Annotated in this window: 19 protein-coding genes and 2 tRNA genes; 10 read left to right on the top strand and 11 right to left on the bottom strand. The window is 59.7% G+C overall.

Translation table 11 applies throughout. The features are described from left to right. Window positions 1-32 precede the first annotated feature (32 nt). Window positions 33-108: transfer RNA gene (locus tag AX768_RS06220), tRNA-His, on the bottom strand. A gap of 92 nt (window positions 109-200) precedes the next feature. Further along, window positions 201-1,202, bottom strand: a complete 1,002-nt coding sequence (dusA, locus tag AX768_RS06215; RefSeq protein ID WP_061999232.1) for a tRNA dihydrouridine(20/20a) synthase DusA — start codon at window positions 1,200-1,202, stop codon at window positions 201-203. 205 nt (window positions 1,203-1,407) lie between these two features. Here dusA and AX768_RS31920 point away from each other — a divergent pair, with 205 nt between their 5' ends. Next, window positions 1,408-1,659, top strand: coding sequence for a hypothetical protein (locus AX768_RS31920; RefSeq protein WP_082778758.1), 252 nt, complete (start codon window positions 1,408-1,410; stop codon window positions 1,657-1,659). 135 nt (window positions 1,660-1,794) lie between these two features. Then, window positions 1,795-2,220, top strand: a complete 426-nt coding sequence (locus AX768_RS06205) for a hypothetical protein (RefSeq protein WP_061999230.1) — start codon at window positions 1,795-1,797, stop codon at window positions 2,218-2,220. Here the strand turns inward: AX768_RS06205 and AX768_RS06200 are convergent. From AX768_RS06200 to AX768_RS06180, 5 genes are all read right to left on the bottom strand, one after another. Continuing rightward, window positions 2,217-3,323: an enoyl-CoA hydratase/isomerase family protein gene (locus AX768_RS06200; protein WP_061999229.1), complete on the bottom strand. Its 1,107-nt coding sequence runs from the start codon at window positions 3,321-3,323 to the stop codon at window positions 2,217-2,219. The two genes, AX768_RS06205 and AX768_RS06200, sit on opposite strands and share 4 nt — an antisense overlap. A 53-nt stretch (window positions 3,324-3,376) precedes the next feature. Continuing rightward, window positions 3,377-3,991, bottom strand: coding sequence for a TetR/AcrR family transcriptional regulator (locus AX768_RS06195; protein ID WP_061999228.1), 615 nt, complete (start codon window positions 3,989-3,991; stop codon window positions 3,377-3,379). A gap of 52 nt (window positions 3,992-4,043) precedes the next feature. Next, window positions 4,044-4,328: a DUF1488 domain-containing protein gene (locus AX768_RS06190; protein ID WP_061999227.1), complete on the bottom strand. Its 285-nt coding sequence runs from the start codon at window positions 4,326-4,328 to the stop codon at window positions 4,044-4,046. 75 nt (window positions 4,329-4,403) lie between these two features. Continuing rightward, window positions 4,404-4,772 (bottom strand): hypothetical protein, encoded by a 369-nt coding sequence (locus AX768_RS06185; RefSeq protein ID WP_231941331.1) that lies wholly within the window; start codon window positions 4,770-4,772, stop codon window positions 4,404-4,406. After that, window positions 4,772-5,032 carry a hypothetical protein gene (locus AX768_RS06180; protein WP_061999225.1) on the bottom strand — a complete coding sequence of 87 codons (261 nt, stop codon included), beginning with the start codon at window positions 5,030-5,032 and terminating at the stop codon, window positions 4,772-4,774. The genes AX768_RS06185 and AX768_RS06180 overlap by 1 nt, the downstream gene beginning before the upstream one ends. A 327-nt stretch (window positions 5,033-5,359) precedes the next feature. Between AX768_RS06180 and AX768_RS06175 the strand changes: the two genes are divergently transcribed. Then, window positions 5,360-5,668 (top strand): hypothetical protein, encoded by a 309-nt coding sequence (locus tag AX768_RS06175; RefSeq protein WP_086383725.1) that lies wholly within the window; start codon window positions 5,360-5,362, stop codon window positions 5,666-5,668. 38 nt (window positions 5,669-5,706) lie between these two features. On the opposite strand, the gene AX768_RS06170 is transcribed toward AX768_RS06175, so the two are convergent. Both AX768_RS06170 and AX768_RS06165 read right to left on the bottom strand, forming a co-directional pair. Beyond that, window positions 5,707-6,045 carry a DMT family transporter gene (locus tag AX768_RS06170; RefSeq protein ID WP_061999223.1) on the bottom strand — a complete coding sequence of 113 codons (339 nt, stop codon included), beginning with the start codon at window positions 6,043-6,045 and terminating at the stop codon, window positions 5,707-5,709. A gap of 3 nt (window positions 6,046-6,048) precedes the next feature. After that, window positions 6,049-6,552 (bottom strand): heme-degrading domain-containing protein, encoded by a 504-nt coding sequence (locus tag AX768_RS06165; RefSeq protein ID WP_061999222.1) that lies wholly within the window; start codon window positions 6,550-6,552, stop codon window positions 6,049-6,051. A 436-nt stretch (window positions 6,553-6,988) separates the two neighbouring features. Here AX768_RS06165 and AX768_RS06160 point away from each other — a divergent pair, with 436 nt between their 5' ends. The 5 genes from AX768_RS06160 to AX768_RS06140 all read left to right on the top strand — a co-directional run bounded on the left by AX768_RS06160 (window position 6,989) and on the right by AX768_RS06140 (window position 11,979). Next, window positions 6,989-10,282, top strand: a complete 3,294-nt coding sequence (locus AX768_RS06160; RefSeq protein WP_061999221.1) for a YadA family autotransporter adhesin — start codon at window positions 6,989-6,991, stop codon at window positions 10,280-10,282. Between the two features lie 144 nt (window positions 10,283-10,426). After that, window positions 10,427-10,503, top strand: a tRNA-Met gene (locus AX768_RS06155). A gap of 191 nt (window positions 10,504-10,694) precedes the next feature. After that, window positions 10,695-11,081, top strand: coding sequence for a DUF2946 domain-containing protein (locus AX768_RS34405; protein ID WP_061999220.1), 387 nt, complete (start codon window positions 10,695-10,697; stop codon window positions 11,079-11,081). A 59-nt stretch (window positions 11,082-11,140) separates the two neighbouring features. Beyond that, on the top strand, window positions 11,141-11,521 hold the full coding sequence (gene copC / locus AX768_RS06145) for a copper homeostasis periplasmic binding protein CopC (RefSeq protein WP_061999219.1): 381 nt from the start codon (window positions 11,141-11,143) through the stop codon (window positions 11,519-11,521). Window positions 11,522-11,532: 11 nt separating this feature from the next. Beyond that, window positions 11,533-11,979 carry a copper chaperone PCu(A)C gene (locus AX768_RS06140; RefSeq protein WP_061999218.1) on the top strand — a complete coding sequence of 149 codons (447 nt, stop codon included), beginning with the start codon at window positions 11,533-11,535 and terminating at the stop codon, window positions 11,977-11,979. An 86-nt stretch (window positions 11,980-12,065) separates the two neighbouring features. On the opposite strand, the gene AX768_RS06135 is transcribed toward AX768_RS06140, so the two are convergent. Further along, window positions 12,066-14,546, bottom strand: coding sequence for a penicillin-binding protein 1A (locus AX768_RS06135; RefSeq protein WP_061999217.1), 2,481 nt, complete (start codon window positions 14,544-14,546; stop codon window positions 12,066-12,068). A 673-nt stretch (window positions 14,547-15,219) separates the two neighbouring features. Between AX768_RS06135 and AX768_RS33625 the strand changes: the two genes are divergently transcribed. Then, entirely contained in the window at window positions 15,220-15,606 is a 387-nt protein-coding gene (locus tag AX768_RS33625) for a hypothetical protein (protein WP_061999215.1), read from the top strand. Window positions 15,607-15,617: 11 nt separating this feature from the next. On the opposite strand, the gene AX768_RS06120 is transcribed toward AX768_RS33625, so the two are convergent. Continuing rightward, on the bottom strand, window positions 15,618-16,031 hold the full coding sequence (locus AX768_RS06120; protein WP_062000816.1) for a DUF2177 family protein: 414 nt from the start codon (window positions 16,029-16,031) through the stop codon (window positions 15,618-15,620). A 358-nt stretch (window positions 16,032-16,389) separates the two neighbouring features. Between AX768_RS06120 and AX768_RS06115 the strand changes: the two genes are divergently transcribed. After that, window positions 16,390-17,070: a PspA/IM30 family protein gene (locus AX768_RS06115; RefSeq protein WP_061999214.1), complete on the top strand. Its 681-nt coding sequence runs from the start codon at window positions 16,390-16,392 to the stop codon at window positions 17,068-17,070. The last annotated feature ends 24 nt before the right edge of the window (window positions 17,071-17,094 follow it).

Below are 17,094 nucleotides of genomic sequence, written 5' to 3'. Positions count from 1 at the left end.
CTTTGAAACCTTCCTACTACCAGCAAATTCTTTGGGGTGGCTGATGGGGCTCGAACCCACGACAACAGGAATCACAATCCTGGACTCTACCAACTGAGCTACAGCCACCACTGACTTACTTCTTCTCTGGCGCACCAAAAACCGGCTTGCTGAATCGAGAAACGAGATTATACGAACAAAGATTCGGTTTGCCTAGTCCCTTATTCGATCAATTCGGCCGATTCCCGTAGATGCGTGCGCGCTTCATCGAAGACGGCCAGATCGCCGGTTGCAAGCCTGCGGCTGTCCGACAACACACGCCGCCAGCCACGCGCGCCCGGCATGCCGCGATACAACCCGAGAGCGTGCCGTGTAATACCGCCGAGATAGGTCCCGCGCGCCACTTCTTCACGCGCGTATTCGATCAATCCGGCCTCGATCTCCTCGCGCGAAGGAATCGCTGTCGACGCTCCATAGAACCGTGAATCGACGCCTGCCAGCACGTACGGATTGTGATACGCCTCGCGGCCGAGCATCACGCCATCGACGTGTTTGAGGTGTTCCTCCACTTCGTCGATCGTCTTGATACCGCCGTTGATCGAGATCTCAAGATGCGGAAAATCACGCTTCAATTGATACGCGTATTCATACTTCAGCGGCGGGATCTCGCGATTTTCCTTCGGGCTCAAGCCCTTCAAGATCGCATTGCGCGCATGGACGATAAACACCTCGCAACCCGCATTCGCAACCGTGCCGACGAAGTCACGCACGAACCCATAGTCTTCGACGGCATCCACGCCAATCCGATGCTTGACCGTGACAGGAATTGACACGGCATCGCGCATCGCCTTCACACAATCGGCGACGAGTTGCGGCTCGTTCATCAGGCACGCGCCAAACGCGCCGCGCTGGACGCGCTCGGACGGACAACCGCAATTCAGATTGATCTCGTCATAGCCCCATTGCTCGCCGAGCTTCGCGCTGTGGGCGAGGTCGGCCGGCTCGCTGCCGCCGAGCTGCAACGCGACGGGTGCTTCGCCGGGCGTGAAGGCAAGGTGGCGCGCAACGTCGCCGTGCAGCAAGGCGCCGGTCGTGACCATCTCTGTATAAAGCCAGGTGTCGCGCGAGATCATGCGATGGAGGGAACGACAATGCCTGTCGGTCCAGTCCATCATTGGTGCAACGCTTACGCGGCGAGGGCTGATTTTTGATGCTTTAGACATGGAAACTGCTGAATTCGAAGCGTGAGGCGCGGTTTTTGCGCCGAGTACATAATTTTACCGTAACCACTGGAACGGTACCGAGAACCCTGGCACTACGTGTCTGGCCATCAGGAAAACCGAATCTTCACCGTTTTCCACTGTCAGAAATGCAGACGGCAGCGTCCCGCAAGCCTCGACCAAAACGCGCGCCGCACTGGAGATACAGATGAAATCCCGCGCCATCAGAACTTCGCTTGGCCTTGCGCTCGCTGCAGCATCAATCTTGACGGCCACTGCCCAGGCCCAGACCGCCAAGGCCGCCGACTCTGCATCTATGGTCAAACCACCGGCGTCGCCGGATGCAGGCGCCACACACCCCAACAATCCAGACAACATGCCGACCAAGCGCCCGGCTCTCCCCGCCAACAGCGACCGGATGCTGCACAACAATCCGGCGAGCGACGCCATCGCCAAATAGCGACGACAAGGACTCCGTTGCATCCACCGCAAAGGCGCCATCGATTGCACCATTTCGCGGCATGCCCGACCCTATAATGACGCCACTCTAAAAATCAGGCGCGGCCGCAGCTCGCGTCTCAAGCGGTGTTTTTCAATGCAAAAAGTCATTCTGCCGTTCGTCGCGGGTTTTCTCGCCGCCTTGTTCTTCCGTGAATCGACAATTGCGATCCTGCACGCAGCCGGCGTGATCGAAATCACCGGTTATTCGACTACTCCCTTCCTGCCGCTTGGCATTCCCGAGTTCATCGTGGCGGCGTTATGGAGCGGGTTTTTCAGCATTCTGATGGCGTGGCTCCTGCGCGTCTCGCCCGATCGCACCGCGCCGTGGATCGGCGCGCTGGTCTTCGGCGGAATCGTGCTGACGGCCGCGAGCGTGTTCGTGCTTGATCCGCTGCGCGGCATCTGGCCAAGCGGCAACATGATGCCGCGACTGGCGCTCGGATTTGCATCGAATGCAATGTGGGGTTGGGGCGCGCTCGTCTTCATGCGCGCCTTCACAGCCGGCAGCGACGCGGACTAATCCGCCAGATCGGCAAGCGGATGACCGGCTGCAGTCCACGGGCTTTCGTACATCTGCAGCACTTCTTCACGCGTCACGTCTTCCACGCGCGTCACTTTCCAGACGGGCTGATTGTCTTTATCAACAATGCGCGCCCGGATGCCTTCCATCACATCGCCGTGATCGAAGGTTGCGCGTGTGAGACCGAGGTCGCGGCGCAGCGTTTCGGCCATCGTCGATGTTTTGGCGCGATCGATCAGCTCCAGCGATACATCGATGGACAGCGGCGAACGCTCACGCAACTCGGCCGCCGTGTTCGCCGCCCACTCCTGCTCGGCGCCGTTCGTGGCGCTTGCGAGCGACTTCAGGCAAGCCGCGCCATTGCCCGACGCGAAATGCTTGTCGATCAACCCGCGATTCGCTTCGAGCTCGCTCGCCTTGCCCGCATCCGCACGCCCTTCCCCTTCAATGAACCTCACGACCTCCGCACCTGATCCGAAGCTCTTGTGTTTGAGCGTATCCACAAGCCCGGCGAGCGTGTCTTCTTCCATGTAGACATCGGCGAGATTGGCGTAGAGGGCATCGGCGGAATCGATGGTCGCACTCGTCGCCGCGAGATAGCGTCCGATCGCGCCGGGCGTACGCGCGAGAAACCAGCTCACGCCGACGTCCGGAAAGAGGCCGATGCGCGTTTCCGGCATCGCCATCCGGGTGGATTCAGTCACGACGCGCAAGCCGCCTGTTTGCCGTGCACCCTGCGAGATGCCCATGCCGCCGCCCATCACCACACCGTTGAGCAACGCAATGTACGGTTTCGGATACGTGAAAATAGCGTGGTTCAGGCGGTATTCATCGGTGAAAAATTCGTCAATCGCCGCGTGCTCGCCCGCTTTCGCCGTGTGGTAAAGGAAGCGGATATCGCCGCCCGCGCAAAACGCGCGAGGATGCGGACTGTAGATGATCACGGCATGCACCGAGTCGTCGTCGCGCCAGGCTTCGAGCGCGCGGTGAATGGCGTGGATCATCGGCGTGGAAAGTGCATTGAGCGCCTTCGGCCGGTTCAGCGCGATAAAACCAATGCCCTGCGCGCGTTCGACGCGGATTTCTTCGATAGTCTCGGTCATGTGCAATACAGGTTCGGTGGATTCGAAATAACTGGAAAGTATGGCGGCAATCGTCACACAGCGCGGGGCCTCGGCGGGCGGCGCACGGGTTTTTTCCTGACGCCGGATAAATAAAGCTCGAGCGTTGCATCGATGAGCACGTCGGTCGGCGTGACCAGATGCTTCGCCGCGGTCAGACTCAGTGACACGATGCCGTGCAGCGCCGTCCACAAGGTTTCGGCAGCAGCCGGTGCCTGGCTGGAAAACGCGAGCGCCTCCGCAAGCAGGGAAAGCGCGGTTTCGCCGGACGCCGCCGCGTCATTGAATATCGCTTCCGTATAACCGACATTCTGCATGAAGATCAGCCGATACATCTCCGGATGCTTGAGCCCGAACTCGACGTAAGCATGCCCCATCGATCTCAAACGCTCGGTATCGTCCTCGACAAAATCGTACGAATGCAGCGCCGCGAGTAATCTTGCATGTCCTTCGGCGCCCAGCGCATGGGCGATCGCATCGCGTCCGGAAAAATGCAGATAAAGCGAAGCGGGCGAATAGCCGACAACCTCGGCGAGCTTGCGCATGGACAGCGCGTCGAATCCGTGACGCACGACTATGGAGCGCGCGGCATCGAGAATATGGCTTCGGAGCAGCGGCTGATCGGACAGATGTTGTTTTTGGCTGACCATCCGCGCATTTTCCGCGAGATGACGGCCAAGTCAATTTAAACCTGAACGGTGTTCAGCAAGAAACTGCGCCCGGGGGAAAATGCCCGCTTTTCAAAAGCACAGGCGCGCCCTGCGTTATCGATAAATGCTCGCGCGCCACCGCCTCGATTTTCGGCCGGGCCGCATGGAACGCGCTGATCCAGCCGTTGCTGTCGAAGCTTTTCACGCCGAAATGGTCCTCCAGCGCTTCCACGGAGATCGCGCACGGCACGCGCTCGCCGTCGACCAGCGCGGGAAAAACCACGGTGAGATTGGTGTCGCGATACGCAGGCGCGTCGGCCGGAAACTGGATGTTCATGATTGCCTCGGACGCAAGAAACAGAAACGCATCGATAGTACTCGCACCGCGAGAGGCCGGTCTACCCCGGGCGCGCTACGCTTCGCTCATGCACTCGCGGACCATGTCAGCGGTCACGTCGACAATTTTCAACGAGAGCGCGTCTGGATCGGCATAGTCGAATTTCAGATGCCGGCTGATATCCCTCACGTGTTCGCAGAGCCGCTGCTGGGCGGGCTCGCAAGCGATATCGAAAAGACTCAGCGCCTCGGCCTCGAAGCGGTAGTGCACGCCCCACGCAATATTGCCGGGCTGACCCGCGGTGCCGCTGGTCCGCCAGCCAACAAAAAGACAGGGCTTCGCGTCCGTGCCGATTTCGCTGATATCCGCGCCGCTCGGAAAAAGATCGAGCAACGCCTTGGCCACGCAGCGCATCGCCGGGTGACGGATGTTGAGCGTGCGCATCAGGTATTTTGCAACAGTCTGTCGATGTAGGCGCGCGCTGCCTCCTCGACCTGGCCGAGCGCGTCGTCTTCGGTCGCAAAGCGTTGCTGGCCGCCCAGATCGACCATGGTTTCAAACCGGTGCACATTATCCGGGCCGCCCTGCGCGACGTTCACTGTGCCGACATAAATGGGCTCTTCGCCTTGCTCCGGTGCCGGCGTCAGCCGTGCTGCAGCACTGATGTAATACCCGCGGTACGGGCCGGTGACGCGTTCTGCCATGGTTGTCCTCTCGTCGTTTTATTTGATGTCCATGAATACTGTAAGGTCCGCCGCCCTGCAATAAGTTCTCGTTGGTTGCATCCGGTTGCATTTTCTCCAGGCGCCAGATCAGAGACGAATGTAAAAAGATAGAGCTTGTCTATACCTCCGCAAGGCACGCGCCAGCACATTCACGCCATCATTTGACCTGCATCAAGGACAGCGCTTTTTCCCGCGGGTACGGGTGTATGGGAAAATGCGCGCAGCAAACAACCCGGCCGATGGCTAATGAGGAAAAGAATGAAGCAATTTGCATGGCGGTTGCCGCTGAACACATCCATCACGCGCATGCTGCAGGGCGCAGGCCTGGCGTTCTGCGCCGCCGGAGTCTTGAGCGTTGGCGGGTGTGCATCGTCCAACGACGCATCTCTGATCCATCTCCCTGATGGCCAGTCCGGCTACGCCATCAACTGCAGCGGAGCGGACGCCAGCACGACGTGGGCGAGTTGCTACGTCATGGCCGGCGACAAGTGCGGCGCGACGGGATATACGATCGTGTCGAAGGACAACGAGGAAGGCGGCCCGACGGGTGGCGGCATTACAAACGTGATATCGGCAAATGTAAAAAATCGCTCGATGGTCGTTCGCTGCAACTAAGCCGCCACGCCGGCGGCGGTCAGCCGCGAGGGCTTCGGCTAATGCGGGCTGACCTTCGAGAATACGTTCAGCACGATCACGCCCGCCACGATCAGCCCCATGCCGAGCACAGCGGGCAGATCGGGTATCTGTTTGAACAAGATTGCAGCAACGAGCGTGATCAGCACGATGCCCGCCCCTGACCACACGGCATACACGATGCCGACCGGCAAGGACTTGAGTGTGAGCGAAAGCAAGTAAAACGAGATGCCGTAACCGATCACCACGATCACCGACGGCACGAGCCGCAAAAACCCGTCCGATGCCCGCAAGGCCGATGTCGCCACGACTTCGGCAACGATCGCGACCGCGAGCAGCGCATAAGCGGAAGTGCGCATCGCTTACCCCTTGTCCGATGCAAATGCGAGCGCGCTCGCATCGTGTCCGAGCACCGCGCACAGCGCCTCGACCACGAGTTCATGATCCTGGCGTTGCGGCAAGCCCGACACCGTCACCACGCCGATCACGCCCGCGCCTTTGACTGTCAACGGAAACGCGCCTCCATGGGATGCGAACTCGGCGGCGGGCAGCGAGTATTTATCGGCTAGGGTCGTCGATGCCTGCTGCAGGCTCAAGCCGATCGCGTAGGAACTGCGGCGAAAGTGCTCGACCGTGCGCGCCTTGCGCTGAACCCACCGGGCGTTGTCGGGGGTTGTGCCGTTCAGCGAGACAAAGAACAGCGGCTGGCCGAATGTCCTCACCTCGATGGCGACGACGGCGCCACGCGCCACTGCCATTTCACGCAATTGCGAGCCGATCTGCCACGCGCGGTCGGTATCGAATTGCGGGAAAACGAGCGTGTGCTCCTGATGCAGGATGGTTTGCAAATCGTGAGCGATATCCATGGCCAGTCAATCCTTATAGTGAAAGCTCAAACATGCGGTGAACCGGAAGCGTTCATCGCGCGATCCCTGGATTTTGACACGAGGGGCTGCATTCGCTTGTTCCCGACCGTCATGCACCGGTGTTCCCACGCCCTGCGCAAGCACAAACTCCGCGCCGCGTGAAGGTGGTGTTCTTGTTCCCCACACGCTTCGTCCCGGTTTTTCCGAGAATCTGCCATCCCGTCTTCTAACAGCGTTGTATATGTATCCTCTCGCCCGAGATTAGGACATTTCCGATTAAGACTATCCATCCGTCTACGTAGAGTTCAAGCCTTCTCCAGGCAAAAGCCGAAGAACCAGCGGTTCTCTGCCGATGCAAAGCCCTGCAACACAGCGCGCTTGAGCGTGATCCGTCTTCCGGCTCCGGACAAAGGCTAACTTTTACACAGGTGTACGAATGAACAAAACTTATAAATCCGTCTGGAATGAATCGCTGGGCGCTTGGGTGGCAGCTTCGGAATTGAGCCGCGCACGTGGGAAGAAAAGCGGCAGTATTGCTAAAGCGATGTTGGCGTCAGCGGTAACGCTGGGGGCAGTCGGGACCGCGTCTGCTGACGTCACGGACGTTGACAAATACCTTTCAGCCTTCGATGCGGACGCAAGCACGGCCGGTGCGACTGCCATCGGCATTGGTAGCATTGCGATTGGCGGCGATGCTGTTGCAACCAATACTGGTCCAGCCGCTGCAATTGCGATCGGCTCTCACTCGCGCGCAGCAACCAGAGCGACTGCATTAGGACCGAGCGCGACAGCCGCCGCATTTGATTCGGTAGCCTTAGGTTCAGAGTCTCTCGCGGATCGAATCAGCACAGTTTCGGTAGGTAACGCAACGGCCAAGCGTCAAATTGTCAACGTCGCGGCCGGTACGCAAGCCACCGACGTGGTCAACCTGGGTCAACTAACACCGGTCGTCACTGCGCTGGGCGGCGGCGCTGCCGTCGCGGCAGATGGCACGGTAACGGGGCCGACATATACCATTAAGGGAACGAATTACAGCACCGTTGGCGCAGCGCTGGCTGCGCTCGGAGACAGCTCGGGCTCGAGCAAGTACTTCCACGCCAATTCGACACTGGCGGATTCGACCGCGACAGGCACAAACTCCGTTGCGATCGGCCCTTTATCGACCGCTGCGGGCAACAATACCACCGCAATAGGTTACAAAGCGGTGTCAGGCGGGAGCAACGAATCGATCGCTATAGGCGCCGAAGTTAGCAGCACCGTGAACGATGCAGTGTCGATAGGTTCGCAAATTCAGAATAACGCGATCAATTCCGTCGCCATCGGCAGCAACTACCTCTCACTTGACAAGTCGTCCACCAGCAGCGTGCTTCTGGCGCCGAACGGCGGCAACGTAGTGAATTCCGCGAATTCGCTTTCGTTCAACCCGTACGGCAATGCTACGTCAGACTCGCCTACCAATACGTCGGACTCCAACGACTCCATCAACTTGTCCGGAACAGCGGCAGGTGCGGCCGGTGGCGTGACCATCGGCTCAAAGTCGTCCGTGACTGCTGCCAACGCAGTTGCACTGGGTGCGGCGGCATCGGCATCGGCGGTGGGCGCGCTCGCGCTCGGCAACGGCGCAGTTGCGTCACTCAATAACTCCGTCGCACTGGGCGCCGGCTCGACCGTGGATCGTGCAAATACGGTTTCGGTCGGCACCGCAGCGAGTACCCGCCAGATCACCAGCGTAAGCGCTGGCACTCTTGGCACCGACGCTGTCAACGTCACGCAACTTCAAAACGTTACCTCGTTGCTCGGCGGCGGCGCCAAGGTGAACGCGGACGGTTCGATCAAAGCGCCCGCCTACACCGTCGCCGGCACCTCGCTCAGCACGGTCGGTGACGCCATTGCCAAGGTCGACACGGAACTGAACAACAAGGTTGCCTACGATTCATCCGCGAAGACGCAGGTCACGCTCGGCGGGTCGGGCACATCAACGCCCGTCACCCTGACGAACGTAAAAGCAGGCATGTTGTCGTCGACCAGCGTCGATGCCGTCAACGGCTCGCAACTGTTTGCCACGAACACACGCGTCGGCTCGCTGGAAACATTCGAGACGAACATCAGCAACGGCGGCGGCATCAAGTACTTCCACACTAACTCGCAGTTGGCAGACTCCGTGGCCACAGGCACCGATTCCGTGGCGATCGGCGGCGCGGCTAAAGCGTCGGCGAACAATGCCGTTGCGCTCGGCTCCAACTCGGTGGCAAATCGCGCGAACTCCGTGTCGGTAGGTGCAGCGGGCAGCGAACGTCAGATCACGAATGTGGCAGCCGGCACGAGCACGACGGATGCAGTCAACTTCGGTCAGCTCACCTCCGTGTCCGACAACGTCAGCACGCTCGATAGCTTTGCCGTCAAGTACGACAAGAACACAGACGGCTCGGCGAACTATCAGCGTGTAACGCTGGGCGGCGCGGGCGCGGCGCAACCCACGCTTCTGACCAACCTCGCCAAGGGCGACCTGACGGAAACGAGCACGGACGCAGTCAACGGTTCACAGTTGTATGCGACAAACCAGAACGTCGCAGCCTTGCAAAGCTTCACCAACAACATCAACAACGGTGGCGGCATCAAGTACTTCCACTCGAACTCGACCTTGATCGATTCGTCGGCGACGGGTACGGATGCAGTGGCGATCGGCGGCGCGGCGGTTGCATCGGCGAACAATTCGGTGGCACTGGGCGCGAACTCGGTGGCTGACCGGGCCAACTCAGTGTCGGTGGGCGCTGCAGGCAGCGAGCGTCAGATCACGAACGTAGCAGCAGGCACGGCAACGACTGATGCAGTCAACGTAGGCCAGCTCAACGCGGTTTCGAACAGCGTGAGCACGCTTAGCGCGGCCGCAATCAAGTACGACACCAACGCCGACGGCACGTCGGACTATGCCAACGCAACGCTTGGCAACGGCAATGTAACGGGCACGGCTTTGCATAACGTCGCGGCCGGCACCAGCAGCATGGACGCGGTGAACCTCGGTCAGATCAACGACATGATCGGTCAGGTCACCAACCTCGCCAACGGCGCCTACAATCCGATGTTCTCGGCTGACGGCAACCGCGATACGGAAGCGGCAACGTCGAGCGGTACGCATTCGGTTGCGTCGGGTGCGAACGCCGTTGCATCTGGCGCAAATGCCATTGCTTCGGGCGCTTCGTCCGTGGCGAGCGGCGCCAATGCGGTTGCTGTCGGCGCGAATGCATCGGCTACGGCGAAGAACTCGGTGGCGCTCGGTGCAGGGTCGGTGGCCGATCGTGCCAACGCGGTCTCGGTCGGTACGGCGTCTGCGGGCGGTCAGCGCCAGATCACGAACGTCGCGGCCGGCACGGAAGGCACTGACGCTGTCAACGTGAACCAGATGCAGCAGTCGGTGAACACGGGTGTGAAGTCAGCGAAGGGTTACACCGACGCATTGCGCTCGGACATGAACAGCGGTCTTTCGCTTGCCAACAACCATATCAACAGCGTCGGTGCAATGAGCAGCGCCATGGCGATGATGGCAGGCAGCGCGGCGGCCATCTCCGACAAGGACAATCGCTTCGCGGCCGGCACGGGTGTTTATCGTGACAAGGCTGCAATTGCGATCGGCTTCCAGAAGCGCTTTGGAACGAACATGGTCCTGACGGTCGGCGGTTCGACAACTGGCGAAGAAACCACCGGCGGTGCGGGTTTCGCGTTCGGCTTCTAAGCAACGTTGAAGCAAGGTGCTTTAATGCGGCGGCATGTCTCGGCAACGAGATATTCCGCCGCTTTTTTGTTTGTCCATTTTCACCGAGCAGTCCAGCGTGACAAACATGTTGCACTGCAGTGCCGCTTGTCATATAATCTTTTTCGCGGGGTGGAGCAGTCTGGCAGCTCGTCGGGCTCATAACCCGAAGGTCATAGGTTCAAATCCTATCCCCGCAACCAAGGTCAAGTGTCGAAAGCCCGGTTCTCCGGGCTTTTTGCTTTTTGAGGTCGTGTTCCACCTCCAGAGTCCATCGGCGGCAGTTCGCCGGTACTCAACAGGTCACTGAAGGTGCGACCCCAAGGCACAAATCACCCATTCCACGCGTGGCATAATCGACGGCTAAATCGCCTCGGAAGCCATCGTCAGCCTCATGCGTCGCAGTCACGTCCGCAAGTTCGGCAGCTTTATCGGAATGCTTGCAATTCTGATGATGACGCTCGCGCCTGCCATTTCACAGACGCTTGCTTCGCGTGCTCGCACGAACTCGATTTTCAACGCGCATTGCTCTGCGATAACGGGATCCCAAACGTTAATTGCAGCAAATCACCAGCAGCCGCGTCACTCGATGGCAGGTCATTGGGACGCATGCGGTTACTGTAATTTCGCAGCGCACTCGCCCGCGGCGCCGCCTTCCATCGATACGCTGCCAACGCATCGTGCGGCAGCGGCTCTTGCGGTCAACGCCCCGGCTCTGTTCGCGGCGCCTTACGCTCCCTTATTCGCCGCGCAACCCAGGGCACCGCCCTTCTTCATCTGAATTCCGCATTGTTGCTGGCTGTATCGCCGGCACTTTCTTTTCGCGCAAACAGGATCAGCATGAACCCGTCGCTTTCAAAAGTCGCAAAGCTGGCCAGGCGCGGCGCGCTTGCAGCCGCCTTTCTTGCCATGGCTCAACTCGTCATGGCCCACGCATTGCCGAAGCAACAGACACCCGCGCCCGACGCAACCGTCGAAGCGCCTCACGAAGTCGCCATCGATTTCTCGGAAGGGCTGGAGCCGACTTTCAGCACCCTGATAGTCGTCGATGCCGCCGGCAAGCAGGTCAACAGCGCAAAGTCAGCCGTCGACAGCAGCAACAAACAGCATATGAGCGTCGCGCTCGGCGATCTGAAGACCGGTGCATACCAGGTCGAGTGGACCGCGGTGGCCGAAGACGGGCATCGTACGCAAGGTCATTATCTTTTCAACGTGAAGTGAGCAGCCTGACCATGAAAAAATTCACACTGATACACGCGGGTTTCATCGCGATGAGCGCAATGGCATTCACGTCCGCGCAAGCCGCGACGCTCACAGCGCACGATTGCTGGATTCGTTTGATGCCGGCGAGCTTGCCGTCGTCGGGGTACTTCGTGGTATCGAATGACGGCGATAAACTCGCCACGCTCACCGGCGCAGAAACGCCCGCGTTCGGCATGGCCATGCTGCATAAATCGAGCAGCAACGGCAGCACGTCCACCATGGCGATGGTCGATTCCGCCGACGTCCCCGCGCACGGCACGCTCGCATTTGCGCCGAGCGGTTATCACCTGATGCTGGAGGACGCGCCCAAACCGCTCAAGGTCGGCACCACAATCCCGCTCAAGCTGACGTTCTCGGACCAGTCGAGCATCAGCACACAGTGCGCCGTGAAGGCGGCTTCAACGCTCGGCAAGTAACCCCGCAACGTCCACCTCGAAGCACAATAAAAAAACGCGCCGCAATCTGATTGCGGCGCGATTTTCGTTTGGCGTTGAATTGCCGGTCAATGCCCCTTGAAGAGATTCATGATCTCCTGGCGCTCGGCCGGAGCAACATCCGGCGGCGGCGGTGGCGGCGTCATCCCGCCCGGTCCGACTCCGCCAACGGCGTCGCTGGAACCTTCCGCCGGATTCGCCGTATCCAGGCCAATGCTCGCGACAAAACCGTTGCCCGGGGTTTTATCGGCGAAGAACAGATCTCCGTCGATGCTCGTGAGACCTTCAGGCATTTCCATCGGCTGCTGCGGAATCTTCGCAAGGGCACGCTGCATGAATTCGACCCATATCGGCAGAGCGAGCTGCGCGCCGAATTCGCGGCCACCGAGCGACTTGGGCTGGTCGTAGCCCATCCACGCGACAGCAACGAGCTGATGCTGATAGCCGGCAAACCAGCCATCCTTGGCGTCGTTGGTCGTACCGGTCTTGCCTTGCAGGTCGTTGCGCTTGAGCACATTCGTGCCCGAACCGGTGCCGGCAGTCGCGACCGAATGCAGCAAGCTGTTCATCACATACGCGTTACGCGGTTCGAGCGTTTGCGGCGCGTTGTTCCCCGCAAGCAACGGATTCGCGCGCGAAATCACGGTGCCGCGTGCATCGGCGATCTCTCCGATCAGGTAAGGATTGATGCGTGAACCACCGTTGGCGAACACTGAATAACCGCCCGCCAGTTGGAGCGGCGTGACGAGACCCGCGCCGAGTGCGAGCGGCAAGTACGGCGGGGTTTTATCGGCATCGAAACCAAATTTCTGCGTGACGAAATCCTGCGCGTACTTCGTGCCGATGAACGACAGAATCCGGATCGACACCAGGTTCTTCGACTTCTGCAACGCCATGCGCATGGACATGGGGCCGTCGGGCTGATCGTCGTCCTTCGGTTCCCACGCTTGCTGACCCGGCGACGTCGGCGGGAAATAGAGCGGTGCGTCGTTGATGATGGTCGCCGGTCCAAGGCCCTTTTCAAGCGATGCCGAATAGATGAACGGCTTGAAGCTCGACCCCGGCTGACGCCATGCCTGCGTCACATGATTGAACTTGTTCTTGTTGTAATCGAAGCCGCCAATCAGCGCCCGGATCGCGCCGTCTTGCGGCACGAGCGAAACCAGCGCGCCCTCCACTTGCGGCAACTGCGTGATGGTCCAGTTTTCCTTCGCGTCCTTCATCACACGCACGATGGAACCCGGCTTGATCTTCAGCGCTTGCGTCGCATTGCTGCGCAGAGCGGTTGCTACAAAACGCAAGCCGTCGCCGGTGATGGTCGCCGGGTCGGCATTGACGAACTCGACCACCACCTGCTTCGGATTCACCGACGTCACCACGCCCGCGATGATGTCGCCGTTGTCGGGATGATCGGCGAGTGCGTCGTCGATGGCTTCATCGCGGTCATCCGGATTTGCCGGCAAATTGACGAAGCCTTCCGGACCGCGGTATCCATGGCGCCGCTCGTAATCCATCACGCCTTTTCGGACCGCCCGATACGCCGCGTCCTGATCGGCAGAATCGATGGTCGTCGTCACCGAGAATCCGCGCGTGTAGGTTTCATCCTTGTACTGGGCGTACATCATCTGACGCACCATTTCCGCGACGTATTCCGCGTGCACGCTGTACTCCGTGCCGGCCACGCGCGCATGCAATTCCTCGGCGCTCGCCTGATCGAATTGTTCCTGCGTGATGAACTTCAGATCGAGCATGCGCTTCAGGATGTACTGCTGGCGAATCTTCGCGCGCTTTGGATTGACCACTGGGTTGTACGCCGAAGGCGCCTTCGGCAAGCCTGCGAGCATTGCGCATTCGGCGAGCGTGAGGTCCTTCAGATCCTTGCCGAAATACACCCGCGCCGCCGATGCAAACCCATACGAGCGCTCGCCCAGATAAATCTGGTTCATGTACAGCTCAAGGATCTGGTCCTTGGTGAGCGCACGCTCGATCTTGTACGCGAGCAGCATTTCATAGATCTTGCGCGTATAGGTCTTTTCGCTGGAAAGGAAGAAGTTGCGCGCGACCTGCATGGTGATCGTGCTTGCGCCCTGCGATGCACCGCCATGCATGATGTCGCTCACGCCCGCGCGTGCAATGCCGACGAAGTCCACACCGCCGTGTTCATAGAAGCGGTAATCTTCGATCGCGAGCACCGCCTTCTTCATCTGCTCCGGAATTTCGTCGAAACGGGCGATGCGCCTGCGCTCCTCGCCGAATTCGCCAATCAGCACATGGTCCGCCGTATAGATGCGCAACGGCACCTTCGGCCGGTAATCGGTGATTGCATCAAGCGACGGCAAATTCGGCCCCATCACCACGAGCGCGTATCCCACGATCAATGCGCCGACGATCGCCATGACGGCAATCAGCCCGACGAACCACAGCATGAGACGCAGCGCTATGGACGGTCTGGCAGGTTTGCGGTCTGAGGTGCGGTATCTGTATGGACCGTCTTGATCCCGGTCATCGCGTGGCGTGTTCGAGGAATTAGGTCGTTTGATGATTGGCATGACTGGATTTGAACGGTGCGCTTCTGGGGCGCCCGGTGCGCCACGCCAACCCGCCGCGTGACGATGAATGTTGAGGCCTTCAAAGAGCCAATGAGCGCTTTGTGCCTTGAAGCCGAATGTGCAGCCGTCGTCATCATCGAAGAGTGCGGCGGTTCAAATCTGGCGCGAACCGCTGCATTGCACGCCGATGTCCCCGGACAGGCTGCGCGTCCACAGCGGGCTGTTATAGCGTTGTAAGAAACCTGCAACAGCTACGGCCCGGTGCGTAATGACAGCGCATTTTAAAGAATTTGCGGGAGCAGCACCGGGCGATGCCCGATTTTTTTGTAAGTAAATCCATTGTAAGAAGTTGGGTTTGCGACCAGATCGGAAAGCCTTTCCGCTTTTTTCTCGCCATGCGCGCGATGCCGCACAGCAGGTCGAGCGGAGCTTTAGCATTCTCATCTGCAGGACGCAAGTCGTTGATACCTCTACGCTTTCATACCTGTCTCGCACACGCTGCGTTCATGCACGCGCACAAGCACGCAGCCGCGCCAAAACGATATGATGGATGCATTGATTGCGCGATTTTGCCTGACTCCGCGACTGCGGCGCATATTGGACGCGTCGCCTGTTGTGCCGCTGACGGACGTCGACCGGCCGCGCTTGCGTGGCCCCAGCATGTGAGGCGCTCATGACTACCAAACCCAGCGAACGCATCGTCGTATTTGTGACCCCCGCGCAGAAACTCGCGATCACCAGCACCGCCGACGGTCTCGGCATCAGTGTCAGCGAACTCATGCGACGCGCTGTTCTCAGCTTCAATGCGACCAGCGAGCAGGTCAAGGTCGCGGGCCTCGTCGACAAACTGCGTGCGCCGAAGACGCCCGATCCGCTGAATGTCGCGCTCAGGCAAGTCGCCGAACGCGCCGCCGCTCGCGAGGCGCGGGACGCCGCACAAGTCGCCCGGGAAGCAAGCAAACGGACGCTGGCGGCGGAAAAGGCGGAGGATCTGGCTTTACCGGACACGTCTGCATCGGATGCTTCGGATGAAGACGCGTCGCTCTCGGGGCATTCCTGATTAAAGGCGTTTCAACTCGCCGATACCACTCGCGTAGTCACCGCCACAGCGATCGCACATGCGATTGCGCTGGCAACGGCGCCCCACGCAATATCGATGAAAACAAGCGACGTGCTCCAGCCCTTGAGCGTCGCGAGATTCGTCAGGTCGTACGTGGCGTATGCAACGATCCCGAACAACGCGCCGCTGATCAGTCCGCGCATGACGCTCTCTTCGGCTACGCCCGGCACGACACAAAAATAAACCAGGCCGACTATATAAATCACGTAGAAGATGGCCGCAGCGCCGAAGTTCGGTTTAGGCAGCAGCAAGTCACCTATTTCACGCTGATAGATATTTCGCGAAACCACGCCGAGCCAGATGGCATCGAGGATCAGGAACACGACGGCGGTGGCCACAAAAGCAACAACTAACGTCTTTGACATGAGCATTCCGGTACGTTGAGCAAAGCGTGAAAGATATGTGATTTTCCGGACTCGGGCGCAAGGTGTACCGTAGTGGATGCGGTGCCTGTTAAGTCCGGTTTAAGCCGATGCATGGTTTAATGCACCGGCCCGGATGCAAAGACGAAAACCCGGCCTTGTCCGGTGCAAAAAAGCTCGCAACAAAGTGTATCGGCGAGCTTGCAATTACCGCGCCCGGCCCGACCTACCCGACGCGTGGCGCAACGAGCGCTGCGTTAGAGCAACTTTAAGCATGCGTTCAACAGATGTTGAACGTTGCAGCACGGCTCGCTGAGGGACCCGTCCCGAAGCAGCCGAATCAATTTTCAGGAGGAAACTCATGTCGCTTTTGGATTCCATCTCGCGCACCGTCAAGGGCCTGTTGAACGACGCCGCCGACACCGTGCAGGACCCGTCGCGAGACGCTCGTCAGATCGTGCGCGAACTCGACGACAGCATCGCGAAAGCCGAGAACTCGCTGATCGAAATCGAGGCGCAGGTCGCCACGCAGCAAAGCAAGCGCGATGTCGCCGCCGAAAAGGCCAGGAAGTACGAGGAAGGCGCGAAGCGCGCGCTGCAAAGCGGCGACGAAGCGCTCGCACGTGAAGCGCTGAGCGCGCAAGCCAACGCCGAATCCGAACGCGACGCACTGGCTGCCGAATTGACGACGCTGGTGCCATCGACGGATCATCTCAAGCAGCAAATCAACGACATGCGCCAGCGCCGCAACGAGCTCAATTCGCGCTCGAACATTTTGCAGGCGAAGCAGGAGATTGCGACTGCGAAAGACGTGGCCGCTACGGCGCTGGGCGGTATCGGCGGGAAGAACCTGTCAGAAGACTTTCAGAAGCTCGAAGACAAGGTGCAGCTATCAAACGCGCGTTCCGATGCCCGGCTGAACTCTGCCGATCAGAAGAGCGGCAAGGCGCTTGAAGACAAACTCGCAGCTCTCACGCGTGGACCATCGGTGGAAGATCGCCTTGAAGCGTTGAAGAAGCAGATGAACACGCCAGCGCAGTGACCAGGAAGTAGCGGCGCGAAACTT

This window comes from Burkholderia sp. PAMC 28687 (assembly GCF_001577465.1).
GTDB lineage: Bacteria > Pseudomonadota > Gammaproteobacteria > Burkholderiales > Burkholderiaceae > Caballeronia.
Note: the sequence above shows the minus strand (reverse complement) of the source record. Positions and strands in the feature narration are given on the sequence as shown.